10 protein-coding genes and 1 pseudogene are annotated in these 13,675 nt (G+C 48.1%); 9 read left to right on the top strand and 2 right to left on the bottom strand.

The window, feature by feature from the left end; genetic code table 11:
- Positions 1–178 precede the first annotated feature (178 nt).
- Positions 179–1,459, bottom strand: a complete 1,281-nt coding sequence (locus tag AC1RJL_RS18155; RefSeq protein ID WP_492916636.1) for a citrate synthase — start codon at positions 1,457–1,459, stop codon at positions 179–181.
- 627 nt (positions 1,460–2,086) lie between these two features.
- Here AC1RJL_RS18155 and sdhC point away from each other — a divergent pair.
- The 9 genes from sdhC (at position 2,087) to sucD (ending at position 13,361) form a co-directional block, all read left to right on the top strand.
- A complete protein-coding gene (gene sdhC, locus AC1RJL_RS18150; protein WP_492916634.1) occupies positions 2,087–2,461 on the top strand; it encodes a succinate dehydrogenase, cytochrome b556 subunit in 375 nt (124 codons plus the stop codon).
- Positions 2,455–2,826 (top strand): succinate dehydrogenase, hydrophobic membrane anchor protein, encoded by a 372-nt coding sequence (gene sdhD, locus AC1RJL_RS18145; protein ID WP_492916632.1) that lies wholly within the window; start codon positions 2,455–2,457, stop codon positions 2,824–2,826. The genes sdhC and sdhD overlap by 7 nt, the downstream gene beginning before the upstream one ends.
- Entirely contained in the window at positions 2,826–4,598 is a 1,773-nt protein-coding gene (sdhA, locus tag AC1RJL_RS18140; RefSeq protein WP_492916630.1) for a succinate dehydrogenase flavoprotein subunit, read from the top strand. The genes sdhD and sdhA overlap by 1 nt, the downstream gene beginning before the upstream one ends.
- Positions 4,599–4,628: 30 nt before the next feature.
- Complete coding sequence (locus AC1RJL_RS18135; RefSeq protein WP_492916628.1) at positions 4,629–5,333, top strand: succinate dehydrogenase iron-sulfur subunit; 705 nt, start codon at positions 4,629–4,631, stop codon at positions 5,331–5,333.
- Between the two features lie 206 nt (positions 5,334–5,539).
- The gene (locus AC1RJL_RS18130; protein WP_492916626.1) at positions 5,540–8,371 is read left to right on the top strand and encodes a 2-oxoglutarate dehydrogenase E1 component; all 2,832 of its coding nucleotides are present in this window, start codon (positions 5,540–5,542) and stop codon (positions 8,369–8,371) included.
- A 59-nt stretch (positions 8,372–8,430) separates the two neighbouring features.
- Entirely contained in the window at positions 8,431–9,645 is a 1,215-nt protein-coding gene (odhB, locus tag AC1RJL_RS18125) for a 2-oxoglutarate dehydrogenase complex dihydrolipoyllysine-residue succinyltransferase (protein ID WP_492916624.1), read from the top strand.
- A 103-nt stretch (positions 9,646–9,748) separates the two neighbouring features.
- On the top strand, positions 9,749–11,188 hold the full coding sequence (gene lpdA / locus AC1RJL_RS18120; RefSeq protein WP_492916622.1) for a dihydrolipoyl dehydrogenase: 1,440 nt from the start codon (positions 9,749–9,751) through the stop codon (positions 11,186–11,188).
- Positions 11,189–11,309: 121 nt separating this feature from the next.
- Entirely contained in the window at positions 11,310–12,476 is a 1,167-nt protein-coding gene (gene sucC / locus AC1RJL_RS18115) for an ADP-forming succinate--CoA ligase subunit beta (RefSeq protein ID WP_151057411.1), read from the top strand.
- Positions 12,477–12,488: 12 nt separating this feature from the next.
- Positions 12,489–13,361: a succinate--CoA ligase subunit alpha gene (gene sucD / locus AC1RJL_RS18110; protein ID WP_492916619.1), complete on the top strand. Its 873-nt coding sequence runs from the start codon at positions 12,489–12,491 to the stop codon at positions 13,359–13,361.
- An 89-nt stretch (positions 13,362–13,450) separates the two neighbouring features.
- On the opposite strand, the pseudogene AC1RJL_RS18105 reads toward sucD, so the two are convergent.
- Positions 13,451–13,675: pseudogene (locus tag AC1RJL_RS18105) on the bottom strand (integrase core domain-containing protein); the annotation flags it as partial.

The raw sequence follows: 13,675 nt of genomic DNA, 5'->3' as shown, positions 1-13,675 counted from the left end.
TGTACTTTAGCACTTGTCTGAAATTGTTATTTTGAAGGTTGGTCTTTCTGATGCGGTATCTTTTGATGGTTGATACTTTGAGGAGGAAGGGCGGCGGTATTGAATTAAATCGTGAAAATAAAAAAGGCTGCAATGCAGCCTTTTTTGATAAGCATTAAGCTCGATTACTTTTTCGGACTTACTTTTTGGGATAGTCGCGCTTGGGGCTACCGGTATATTGTTGGCGCGGACGGCCAATCTTATATGGGCCGCTCACCATTTCATTCCAGTGAGAATACCAGCCGACTGCGCGGCCCAACGCAAAAATCACGGTAAACATTTCGGTAGGAATACCGATTGCTTTCATGATGATGCCTGAATAGAAGTCTACGTTCGGGTACAGTTTTTTGGAGATGAAGTAAGGGTCTTCCAGTGCGATTTGCTCCAGGCGCTTGGCAATTGCCAGCAGCGGATCGTTTTCCAATCCCAATTCAGCCAACACTTCGTCACACGTTTGCTTCATTACTTTAGCGCGTGGGTCAAAGTTTTTGTATACGCGATGGCCAAAGCCCATCAGGCGGAAGCCGGAGGTTTTGTCTTTTGCGCGCGCAACACAAGCTTCGATATTTTCTACAGTGCCGATCTCTTCCAGCATTTCCAGTACGGCTTCGTTTGCACCGCCGTGAGCCGGGCCCCATAAGGTTGAAATGCCAGCAGCGATAGCGGCGAATGGATTGGTGCCTGATGAACCTGAAAGGCGAACAGTCGATGTTGATGCATTTTGTTCGTGATCAGCATGCAATACAAAAATGCGATCCATGGCTTTCGCAATAGTCTTGCTCACATTAGGCGCTTTGCCTGCGGTGCCAAAGGTCATGTTCAAATAATTTTCGGCGTAGCTAAGGCTATTATCCGGAGCAATAAACTCTTCGCCTTTGCGATGTTTGTAAACCATCGCCGAAAGTGTTGGCATTTGGCCAATCAAGCGATAAGCAGTCAGTTTGCGACTGGCTTCATCGGTGATGTTAATGTCGTCATTGTAAACAGCAGCCAGTGCCGCTACAGCACTGCACAGGATCGCCATCGGGTGCGATTCGCGCTTGAAGCTTTTAATGATGTTGGCGATGGAGTCATCTACAGCAGAATGCTTTTTGATCTCAGCAGTAAATTCTTCTTTTTGGGCTGGGGTCGGCAGTTCGCCATTGAGCAGGAGGTAACAGGTTTCGAGATAATCAGAGGAGACAGCGAGTTGTTCTATCGGATAACCGCGGTGGAGGAGGACACCTTCATCACCGTCAATAAAAGTAATACTGGATTCGCATGAGGCGGTGGACATAAAGCCCGGGTCAAACGTGAAAAAGCCATTCCTGGTAATGCTGGTGACGTCAATAACGTCAGGTCCGATAGTGCTGGCGTAGATAGGTAAGTCAATCGTCGTATCAATGCCATCAATCGTGAGATGTGCTTTCTTGTCAGTCATTACTGACTCCTGTGCTTACTGATTAAGACTAAAGGCTCGAGAGAAGCATGTTTCGCTTTACTCAACTGATAAAAACTGTAGGTAGCTTTGCTTTCTACAAATAGCTCTACTAATAGCTTTATAGGCCGGCTACGTTTTTTATGGACTAGTCGACTTCTTTTGGTGGGCCGACGCTGCCGTTTGCGAGCGGCATTATAGATGACTTAATTGTTAAGGCGAAAGTTTTTGGCACATCCGTGGGGCAATTTCTTTTATCTTTTTCGGAAATTTCCGCGTCACAGGGCGATCTTGCCGCTGTCGCATACCTCGTCGATTGAAAAGTCACCCATGCGACTGCGCCTGTGTGGCGCGATGTGCGCAGAAACGCGCAGTCACAGTGCAAAAATCCAAAAATCTTTTAATGATTTCAGTGTGTTGTGTAAAAACATCGTCAAATATCCAGCATGAGTTTATTAAGGCTATTTGACGGCAGTTCCGGGCGGCTTTTTGTTTGTGTTTCCAGAGGCCAATCTCTATAATGCTGCGCGACTTGCAGGGCGTGTTTCATTTAGGGTCATTTTTAAATGATAAGAAATGAGGCGCTTATTCTTAAACCTGCCCGCGATGGGCATAAAGGTGAGATAGACCGTGAACAAGAAAAGACCTGTCAACCTAGATATAGCGACTATTAAACTTCCCATCACTGCTTACGTTTCCATTCTTCATCGCGCTTCCGGCGTTTTCCTTTTTGCAGGTGTAGCTGTCCTTTTATGGATGCTGGACACCAGCCTTGATTCGCAAGAAGGTTTCAACAGTATCGGCGATCTCACTGCAAACCCTGTTTGTCAATTTGTCCTCTGGGCGGTATTGGCTGGCTTGGCGTATCACATGGTGGCGGGTATTCGCCATTTGATCATGGATTTCGGTATCGGCGAGTCTCTTAAAGGTGGTCAAACCGGTGCGAAGATTGCGCTGTTTGTTGCCATCGTATTGATCGTATTGGCGGGGGTGTGGGTATGGTAACTTCAGTAACCAGTTTTGGACGCAGCGGCCTTTACGATTGGCTGATTCAACGCGTCGGTGGTGCCGTTATGGCGGCTTACACCATCTTTATCGTAGCTTATCTGGTGTGTAATCCTGAATTGACTTTCGAACAGTGGCAGTCCCTTTACAGCCAATTGTGGATGCGCGTTTTCACCCTCGTCACTCTTCTTTCCTTTATATCCCATGCGTGGATCGGCTTGTGGGCTGTATTGACCGATTATTTAACTACCCGTCTACTAGGCTCCAAAGCGACTTTCCTCCGTATATTCGCGCAGATAATTTTGGGTGCTGTTTCAGTTACCTATCTGGTTTGGGGTGTTCAGGTAATTTGGGGTATTAACTAATGGCTAACATGCGCACGATTTCTTTTGACGGTATTGTTGTTGGTGGTGGCGGCGCGGGTATGCGCGCAGCATTGCAATTGGCGCAATCCGGCTACAAAACAGCAGTAATTACCAAAGTATTCCCAACCCGCTCGCATACAGTATCCGCCCAAGGCGGGATTACCTGTGCGATTGCGAGTGCCGACCCAAATGACGATTGGCGCTGGCACATGTACGACACCGTTAAAGGTTCTGATTATATTGGTGACCAGGATGCAATTGAATATATGTGTTCAGTTGGTCCAGAGGCGGTATTCGAATTAGAACATATGGGGTTGCCATTCTCCCGTACTGATGAAGGCCGTATTTATCAGCGTCCTTTCGGCGGGCAGTCCAAAAACTTTGGTGAAGGCGGTCAGGCGGCGCGTACCTGTGCAGCAGCGGACCGTACCGGCCACGCACTGCTCCACACCCTTTATCAAGGCAACCTGAAAAACAAAACCGTTTTCCTGAACGAGTGGTTTGCTGTTGATCTGGTTAAAAACGAAGACGGTGCGGTCGTAGGTGTTATCGCAATTAACATCGAAGATGGCGAAACCGTTTATGTAAAAGCCAAGGCAACCGTATTGGCGACAGGTGGTGCAGGCCGTATTTACGCTTCTACCACTAACGCTCACATCAATACCGGTGATGGTGTTGGCATGGCGTTGCGTGCCGGTTTCCCGGTACAGGATATCGAAATGTGGCAGTTCCACCCGACCGGTATCGCCGGTGCCGGTGTATTGGTGACCGAAGGTTGCCGCGGTGAAGGTGGTTATCTGATCAACGCTGATGGCGAGCGTTTTATGGAGCGTTATGCTCCTAACGCGAAAGACCTTGCTGGTCGTGACGTAGTGGCACGCTCCATGATTCAGGAAATTATTGCCGGGCGCGGTGTTGGTCCCAACAAAGATCACGTATTGCTGAAGCTCGACCATTTGGGCGAAGAGGTGCTGGAGAGCAAGTTGCCGGGCATCTGCGAATTGTCGCGCACCTTTGCACACGTTGATCCTGTGTATGCTCCTATCCCTGTGGTTCCAACCTGTCACTACATGATGGGTGGTATTCCCACCAACGTGAATGGTCAAGCACTGACTATTGATGCTGATGGCAATGACGTGGTGATTGATGGTTTGTTCGCGTGCGGTGAAGTGGCTTGTGTATCTGTACATGGTGCCAATCGTTTGGGTGGCAATTCATTGCTCGACCTGGTTGTATTTGGTCGCGCAGCAGGCTTGTACATCGAAAAGGCATTGCGTGAAGGTATTGAGCATCGCGATGCTACTCAGGCTGACATCGACAAAGCCATGGCTCGGCTGAACAAAATTAATACCTCTAACAGCGGTGAAAGTGCATCAGTACTGCGTAAAGAGCTGCAAACCATTATGCAAAACTTCTTCGGTGTATTCCGTAAGGGTGAGTTTATGCAGAAAGGTATTGAGCAACTTGCAGAGCTGCGCAAGCGTATTGAAAATGTTGCGATTACCGACAAGAGCAATGCCTTCAACACCGCGCGTATTGAAGCGTTGGAGTTGCAAAACTTGCTTGAAGTGGCTGAAGCAACGGCGATTGCAGCAGAAGAGCGTAAAGAGTCGCGCGGTGCACATGCCCGTGAAGATTTTGAAGACCGTGACGACACCAATTGGTTGTGTCACTCAGTCTATTTCCCCGGTGAAAAGCGTGTTGGCAAGCGTGCGGTGAATTTTAAACCGCGCACTATGGAAGCATTCCAGCCTAAGAAACGTACCTATTAATAACCGCGTAGGGTAATCGGGAGAAAAATTATGTTGAAAGTACAAGTTTATCGCTACAACCCAGAAACTGATAACGTGCCATACATGAAGACCTATGAGATCGATACTCAAGGTAAAGACCTGATGGTGCTTGATGTTCTGGAATTATTAAAAGCACAGGATGAATCCCTGGCTTACCGTCGCTCATGCCGTGAGGGTGTGTGCGGTTCTGATGGGATGAACATCAATGGTAAAAACGGTTTGGCGTGCATCAAGCCAATTTCCGAATGTATCAAAAACAATACCTTGATTTTACGTCCATTACCCGGCTTGCCGGTGATTCGTGATCTGGTGGTTGATATGACCCAGTTCTACGACCAATACAAGAAGATTGAGCCATACTTGCAGAACGATACACCAGCTCCTGCAATTGAGCGTTTGCAATCTCCGGCAGATCGCGAGAAGCTCGATGGCTTATATGAGTGTATACTCTGCGCCTGCTGCTCAACCAGTTGTCCATCATTCTGGTGGAATCCGGATAAGTTTATCGGCCCGGCTGGCTTGTTACAGGCTTATCGCTTCCTTGCTGACAGCCGCGATTTGGCGACAGAAAAGCGATTAGCCAATCTGGACGATCCTTTCAGCGTATTCCGTTGCCATGGTATCCAAAACTGTGTTGCGGTTTGCCCCAAAGGGCTTAACCCGACACGAGCCATCGGCCATATTCGTAATATGTTGTTACAGAGCGCTACCTAAGGTGGCGCTTTTGTGTATCTGAAGCAGGTAAAAATTTGATGATTTGATAAGCGATTTACGCTTGTTTAATCAAAAACTGTTCACTGTCGCCTTGGGTGACGGTAACTTAAAAGCGGCGCTTTTAATCACAAGTTGAAAGCGTTTAGTAGCTAACCGCTAGTTGATAGCAGGGGATGCCTGAGTCCCCAATGATTAAGGTGAGTGGAATGCAAGACAGCATTATGGCGCAATTTTGGAGTACGTCTCACATCTCCGGTGGGAACGCTGCTTACGTCGAAGAACTCTACGACTCGTATTTACATAATCCTAATGCCGTTCCTGAAGAATGGCGCAATTATTTCGATCAGCTACCACGCGTCAATGGTGTCCTGACTCAAGATACTCCCCATTCGGTCATTCGCGCTCAATTTGAACAGTTGGGCAAATCTCGCGTTCGCACCGTTGCTGTTGCCGGTGGCTCTGTCAGTGCAGAGCACGAGCAAAAGCAAATCAAAGTATTGCAACTTATCAGTTCCTACCGCTTTCGCGGTCATCAAAAAGCGCAGCTCGATCCACTGGGATTGATGCAGCGCGATCCAGTTGCTGATTTGGACTTGGGTTTTCATGGCCTGACCAATGCGGATCTCGATACGGTATTCAATACCGGTAATTTGTTTATCGGTAAAGAGCAGGCAACCCTGCGCGACATTATTGAAGCATTGGAGAAGACCTATTGCGGTCATATCGGTGCCGAGATTATGCACATCACCCCACTCGCTGAAAAACAATGGTTGCAGCAACGTCTTGAAAGCGTACGTTCCAATCCTGAGTTCAGTAAAGAGCAGCGCCTTGCCTTGCTTGAGCGTTTGACGGCGGCGGAAGGTCTTGAGCGTCACCTCGATAGCAAATACCCCGGCACCAAACGTTTTGGTCTTGAAGGCGGTGAAAGTTTTATCCCGTTAGTTGATGCGTTGGTGAAACGTGCGGGTACTTACGGTGCAAAAGAAATTGTATTGGGTATGGCTCACCGTGGCCGCCTTAATGCGTTAATTAATGTGTTTGGTAAGAGCCCTGCAGAATTGTTTGCTGAGTTTGATGGCAAGCGCTCGCTGAAAACCTCGGGTGATGTGAAATATCACTCCGGCTTTTCTTCCAACTTGATGACTCCCGGTGGCGAGTTGCACTTGGCGATGGCGTTTAACCCATCGCATTTGGAAATTGTATCGCCCGTCGTCGAAGGTTCTGTACGCGCGCGCCAGGATCGTCGCAGCGACAAAACTGGCGCTAAAGTAGTTCCTATCAATGTGCATGGTGATGCCGCATTCGCAGGTCAAGGTGTAGTGATGGAGACATTCCAAATGTCCCAAACCCGCGCTTACGGCACTGGCGGTACTTTACATATTGTGATCAACAACCAGGTTGGCTTTACTACGAACAAACGTGAAGATGCGCGCTCAACCGAGTACTGTACTGACGTTGCCAAGATGATCGAGTGCCCGATTTTCCATGTGAATGGCGATGATCCTGAAGCGGTATTGTTTGTTGCCCAGTTGGCGATGGACTATCGCTATGAATTCAAAAAGGATGTTGTCATTGATTTGGTTTGCTATCGCCGTCGCGGTCACAACGAAACTGATGAACCTTCGGCAACCCAGCCATTGATGTACCAAATTATCCGTAGCATCAAAACTACGCGCACGCTTTATGCCGATAAACTGGTTGCAGCAAATCTGCTCAGCCAGGCTGCCGCAGACGATATGACCACTGTTTATCGCGCAGCACTGGATCGCGGTGAAAATGTTGCCAGCGGTTTGGTGAGTGAGCCGGATCGCAGTTTGTTTGTGGATTGGTCGCCCTATATCGGTCACGATTGGGAGACACCTGCAAATACTGGTTGTGAACTCAAAACCTTGCAGGCTGCAGCGAATAAAATGTGCGATATCCCTGATGGAATCGTGCTGCAAAAGCAAGTTGAAAAAATTTACGAAGATCGCCGCAAAATGGCCGCAGGCGCATTGCCGCTGAACTGGGGTATGGCTGAAACTCTTGCTTATGCAACCTTGGTTGAGCAGGGCTTTCAAGTTCGTATGACTGGCCAAGACGTTGGCCGTGGTACTTTCTCCCATCGCCATGCGGTAATCCACAGCCAAAAAGACGGTTCATCCTATGTCCCCTTAGCCAATATGGCACCTAACCAGCCATCGTTTGAGCTGTTCGATTCTTACTTGTCAGAAGAAGCTGTGCTGGCATTTGAATATGGATATGCGACCACATCGCCAACCGGTTTGGTGATATGGGAAGCGCAATTCGGTGACTTCGCCAATGGTGCCCAAGTCGTTATCGACCAATTTATTACCAGCGGTGAGCATAAGTGGGGTCGTTTGTGTGGCCTGACAATGCTGCTTCCTCATGGTTATGAAGGGCAGGGACCAGAGCACTCATCTGCACGTCTTGAGCGGTTTATGCAGTTATGTGCTGAGCACAATATTCAGGTTTGTGTGCCCACTACACCTGCGCAGGTATTCCATATGCTGCGTCGTCAGGCGATTCGCCCGATGCGTCGCCCATTAGTGGTAATGAGCCCTAAATCTTTGCTGCGCCATAAATTGGCAACCTCTACTCTGGAAGAATTGGCCAATGGCAGTTTCCAGAATGTGATTGGCGATAGCAGTGTTGATTCGTCCAAAGTTGAGCGGGTAATTTTGTGTAGTGGTAAGGTTTACTACACGCTGCTTGAAGAAAGGATCGCACGTAAACAGGAAAATGTTGCCTTGATCCGTCTGGAGCAATTATATCCATTCCCTGAAGAAGAATTGAAAGCGGCTATGGCGCCATTCAAAGGTATTAAGGATATCTTCTGGTGCCAGGAAGAGCCAATGAACCAAGGTGCCTGGTATAGCAGCCAACACCATATGCGCCATGTTGTGCATGGTCTCTATGGTAAAGAGATGTATTTGGATTATGTGGGTCGTGATCCATCGGCAGCACCGGCGGGTGGTTACATGTCTGCGCATCTTGAAGAAGAAAAACGTTTTGTGAATAAAGCGCTCACTGTGTGAGTGCTTTTGCTTTTTAACTTGATCAAATAAATCCTAGCGCTACAGAGAGATGGAATAGCATGAGTATCGAAATCAAAGCCCCTACCTTCCCTGAATCCGTTGCCGATGGCACGGTAGCAACCTGGCACAAAAAACCAGGTGAAGCCGTCAAGCGCGATGAGCTGATCGTTGATATTGAAACCGATAAGGTTGTGTTGGAAGTTGTCGCACCTGCCGATGGCAGCATTGCTGAAATTCTTAAAGGCGAAGGCGATACAGTATTGAGTAATGAAGTCATTGCCCGTTTTGTTGAGGGTGCGGGGGCAGCCCCCGATGCAGGCACGACTCCTGCGGCTTCAGCACCGGCTGCCGCTCCCGTTGCCAGCACACCTGCTACCGCTGCAGACAAACCAGTTAATCCAGCCGCACGTAAATTGGCTGAAGAAAATAATGTAAACACTGCTGCAGTTTCCGGCTCAGGCAAAGATGGTCGTGTGTTGAAAGAAGATGTGGCCAGTCATCTGAAATCAGTACCTGCCGCTAAACCCGCTGTTATTCCTGCGCCAGTTGCGGCAATCGAAGCTGTAGGTGATCGTGTTGAGAAACGTGTGCCTATGACTCGTTTGCGTAAGCGTATTGCCGAGCGGCTGCTCGAAGCATCCAGCACTACTGCAATGCTCACTACTTTCAATGAAGTGAATATGGCTCCGGTAATGGCACTGCGTGCAAAATACAAAGATCAATTCGAAAAAGCGCACAACGGTTCACGTTTGGGCTTTATGAGCTTCTTTGTAAAAGCCGCTGCTGAAGCGCTGCGTCGCTTCCCTGTTGTCAATGCCTCTATCGACAACAACGATGTTGTTTATCACGGTTATCAGGATATCGGTGTTGCTGTATCGACGGAAAAAGGCTTGGTCGTACCAGTGTTGCGCAATGCTGAAAATATGAGCCTTGCTACTATCGAAAATACTATTCGTGATTTCGGTTTGCGTGCACGTGACGGCAAGCTTGGTATCGAAGAAATGTCAGGCGGCACTTTCACTATCACTAATGGTGGAGTGTTTGGTTCGCTGTTGTCCACGCCCATTTTGAACTTGCCTCAATCAGCAATTTTGGGTATGCACAAAATTCAAGAGCGTCCGATGGCAGTAAACGGCAAAGTGGAAATTTTGCCGATGATGTATTTGGCATTGTCTTACGATCACCGTTTGCTGGATGGTAAAGAGGCTGTGCAATTCCTCGTGACCATCAAAGATTTGCTGGAAGATCCAGCACGTATTTTGTTGGAAATCTAATCTGCTTGTTGAAACGCTCTTAGCAACCTAGGAGCGTTTTTTTATGTGAAGGGTTACTGCTCACAAGGTTGTAGCCGACAGTTAATAATTTAGGAACTTTGTTATGTCTGAAAAATTTGATGTGGTAGTCATAGGTTCGGGACCTGCAGGATATGTTGCAGCGATTCGTGCTGCACAGTTGGGTTTGAAAACCGCTTGTATTGAAAAGTGGCGCAATGAAGAAGGTAAGGGCGTCAATGGCGGTACCTGCTTGAACGTAGGCTGCATTCCATCAAAAGCATTGTTGGATAGCTCTTACAAATACCACGAAGCTAAAGACGATTTTGCTATTCACGGCATTACTGCCAGTGGTGTAGAAATCAATGTTCCATCGATGATCGCGCGCAAAGCGCAAATCGTTAAAAATTTGACTGGCGGCATTGCTGCTCTGTTTAAAGCCAATGGCGTGACCAGTATTTTCGGCACGGGTAAATTGCTCGCTGGCCGCAAGGTTGAAGTGACTGATTTTGAAGGTAAGGTATCTACTATTGAAGCAGGGAATGTAATTCTCGCTTCTGGTTCGAGCCCAATTAATATTCCGGTTGCTCCTGTTGATAATGATGTAATTGTTAACTCCACTGGTGCTTTGGAATTCCAATCAGTTCCGGCACGTTTAGGTGTTATTGGCGCTGGTGTTATTGGTTTGGAATTAGGTTCTGTATGGAATCGTGTTGGTTCCAAAGTGGTTGTACTTGAAGCACTGGATAGTTTCCTCGCGATTATGGATCAACAAATTGCGAAAGAAACCCAAAAAATCCTGACCAAACAAGGTTTGGATATCCGCACCAGTTCACGCGTGACCGGTTCAAAAGTAAACGGCAAAGAAGTGACCGTGACTTATTTGGATAAAGATGGCAAAGAGCAACAAGAAACGTTCGATAAGTTGATTGTCTGCGTTGGTCGTCGCCCATTCACCGAGAATCTGTTGGCTGCGGACAGCGGTGTAAACCTGGATGAGCGCGGTTTTATTTTTGTAAACGAACAATGCGAAACTAATGCACCGGGTGTCTGGGCAATTGGCGACGTAGTGCGTGGCCCTATGCTGGCGCATAAAGGTTCGGAAGAAGGTGTGATGGTTGCCGAGCGTATCGCTGGCCAAAAATCACAAATTAATTACGATATTATTCCTAACGTAATTTATACCCATCCGGAAGTTGCCTCTGTTGGTAAAACAGAAGAGCAGGTGAAGGCATCGGGCGAACCATACAACGTGGGTACTTTCCCATTCGCAGCTTCTGGCCGTGCTATGGCTGCAAATGAAACCCAGGGTTTGGTAAAAATCATTGCCCACGCAGAAACTGATCGTATCCTTGGTGCCCATATTGTTGGCCCAAGTGCTGCGGATTTGGTTCAGCAAGTGGCAATTGCAATGGAATTCGGTTCCAGTGCGGAAGATTTAGGCATGATGGTGTTTGGTCACCCAACCTTGTCTGAAGCTATCCACGAAGCAGCATTGGCGGTGCATGGTCATGCCATCCACGTAGCCAACAAGAAGAAGCGTTAAGAGAACCATAGAGTCCTCGTTTTTAGGCGGGTATAGGCTCATAAGGCCTGTGCCCATCGATAACCCAAGTTGGTATGTTCACTAATGCGCATATCCAACCATCGTCAAATGGAAATACACCATGAATTTGCACGAGTATCAGGGTAAGCAGTTGTTTGCCCAATATGGTTTGCCCGTTTCTAAAGGCATTGCTGCTGCGACTGTTGAAGAGGCTGTTGCCGCCGCAGATCAAATCGGCGGCGACATGTTCGTCGTTAAAGCTCAGGTTCACGCTGGTGGCCGCGGTAAAGCGGGCGGCGTAAAGCTGGTTAAGAGCAAAGAAGATATTCGCGCTTTCGCTGAAAAGTGGTTGGGCAAGAATCTGGTTACTTATCAAACTGATGAGAAAGGCCAGCCTGTAAGCCGCATTTTGGTCGAGACTTGCACCGACATCGCCAAAGAATTGTATTTGGGCGCTGTAGTTGACCGCTCAAGCCGTCGTATCGTGTTCATGGCCTCTACCGAAGGTGGTGTAGAGATCGAGAAAGTTGCCCATGACACTCCTGAAAAAATCCTTAAAGTTGCTGTTGATCCGCTGGTAGGTGCACAACCTTTCCAGGGGCGTGACCTGGCTTTCAAACTCGGTTTGGAAGGCAAGCAAATCAACCAATTCGTTAATATTTTCCTCGGCTTGGCCAAGCTTTTTAAAGAGAAAGATTTGGCGTTGTTGGAAGTTAACCCGCTGGTCATTACTCCGGAAGGTAACTTGCACTGCCTGGATGCAAAGCTGGTGATTGACGGGAATGCTCTGTACCGTCATCCAGAATTGAAAGCCATGCAAGATCCATCACAAGAAGATGCGCGTGAAGCTCATGCCGCTGCCTGGGAGTTGAACTACGTTGCACTCGGCGGTGATATCGGCTGTATGGTTAACGGCGCCGGTTTGGCGATGGGCACCATGGACATCGTTAAATTGCACGGTGGCCAGCCGGCCAACTTCCTTGATGTAGGTGGCGGTGCGACCAAAGAGCGTGTAGTTGAAGCGTTCAAGATCATTTTGTCTGATGACGCGGTGAAAGCAGTATTCATCAACATCTTTGGCGGTATCGTACGTTGCGACATGATCGCAGAAGGCGTAATCGGTGCGGTTAAAGAAGTAGGCGTAAAAGTACCTGTTGTTGTTCGTCTGCAAGGTAACAATGCTGAATTGGGCGCAAAAGTGTTGGGCGAAAGCGGCCTGAACATTATTGCCGATACCGACTTGACTGGCGCTGCCAAGAAAGTTGTTGCAGCTGCTGCGAATCAATAAGGGGCAAAGAACATGAGCGTTTTAATCAACAAAGACACTAAAGTAATTTGCCAGGGTTTCACCGGCGCGCAAGGTACTTTCCACTCCGAACAAGCAATCGCTTACGGCACCAAAATGGTTGGTGGTGTAACTCCGGGTAAAGGTGGCCAAACCCATCTCGGTCTGCCAGTGTTCAACACTGTTGCTGAAGCAGTTGCTGCTACCGGTGCTGATGCATCGGTAATCTATGTTCCGGCTCCTTTCTGTAAGGATTCTATCCTTGAAGCAGCTAACGGCGGCATCAAGTTGATCGTGTGTATTACTGAAGGTATCCCAACTCTCGATATGCTTGACGCAAAAGTGAAGTGTGACGAGTTGGGTGTGCGTTTGATTGGCCCTAACTGCCCAGGTGTTATCACTCCGGGCGAGTGCAAAATCGGCATCATGCCAGGCCACATTCACAAGCCAGGTAAAGTAGGTATCGTATCGCGTTCAGGTACCTTGACTTATGAAGCGGTTAAGCAAACTACTGATTACGGTTTCGGCCAATCTACTTGCGTAGGTATTGGTGGTGACCCAATCCCGGGCTCCAACTTCATCGATATCCTGAAGCTGTTCCAGGAAGATCCACAAACTGAAGCAATCGTAATGATTGGTGAGATCGGTGGTTCTGCAGAAGAAGAAGCGGCTGCTTACATCAAAGCAAACGTAACCAAACCTGTTGTGTCTTACATCGCTGGTGTAACTGCACCTGCTGGTAAGCGTATGGGTCACGCTGGTGCGATTATTTCTGGCGGTAAAGGTACTGCTGACGAGAAATTTGCTGCACTTGAAGATGCTGGTGTTAAAACGGTTAAGAGCTTGGCCGATATCGGTAAAGCACTGAAAGAAATCACTGGCTGGTAAGAGAAGCTACTGATCGATAATTTCTGATCATGTCCCGTCCTAAAATAAGTTGACGGCTTTTGTTTAAGCCAGCTCCCCCAAAGAGCTGGCTTTTCATGCGCCTCTTCCGGTGTTTTCATGCCGAGGCTAAGGTGCGGCCTTAAACGATTGTAGATATCTACCGATTGCCCTACGAGTACCTTCAACTCCTCGAAGCTCTTGCATTTATACAGTAAAAACTCCTGCTTCAAAATGCCATTGACTCGCTCTGCCAATGCATTCTGGTAACAGTCATAACCCTCTGTCATTGAGGGTGTTATACCAGCCTCCTGCAG

The sequence above is a fragment of the Cellvibrio sp. GW822-FHT04B05 genome, from assembly GCF_058800985.1.
Note: the sequence above shows the minus strand (reverse complement) of the source record. Positions and strands in the feature narration are given on the sequence as shown.

Excerpts from the sequence above, each read along its gene's own strand:
- AC1RJL_RS18155 (WP_492916636.1), bottom strand. The coding sequence starts at position 1,459 with ATGACTGACAAGAAAGCACATCTCACGATTGATGGCATTGATACGACG.
- sdhD (WP_492916632.1), top strand. The coding sequence starts at position 2,455 with ATGGTAACTTCAGTAACCAGTTTTGGACGCAGCGGCCTTTACGATTGG.
- sdhA (WP_492916630.1), top strand. The coding sequence starts at position 2,826 with ATGGCTAACATGCGCACGATTTCTTTTGACGGTATTGTTGTTGGTGGT.
- AC1RJL_RS18135 (WP_492916628.1), top strand. The coding sequence starts at position 4,629 with ATGTTGAAAGTACAAGTTTATCGCTACAACCCAGAAACTGATAACGTG.
- AC1RJL_RS18130 (WP_492916626.1), top strand. The coding sequence starts at position 5,540 with ATGCAAGACAGCATTATGGCGCAATTTTGGAGTACGTCTCACATCTCC.
- odhB (WP_492916624.1), top strand. The coding sequence starts at position 8,431 with ATGAGTATCGAAATCAAAGCCCCTACCTTCCCTGAATCCGTTGCCGAT.
- lpdA (WP_492916622.1), top strand. The coding sequence starts at position 9,749 with ATGTCTGAAAAATTTGATGTGGTAGTCATAGGTTCGGGACCTGCAGGA.
- sucC (WP_151057411.1), top strand. The coding sequence starts at position 11,310 with ATGAATTTGCACGAGTATCAGGGTAAGCAGTTGTTTGCCCAATATGGT.
- sucD (WP_492916619.1), top strand. The coding sequence starts at position 12,489 with ATGAGCGTTTTAATCAACAAAGACACTAAAGTAATTTGCCAGGGTTTC.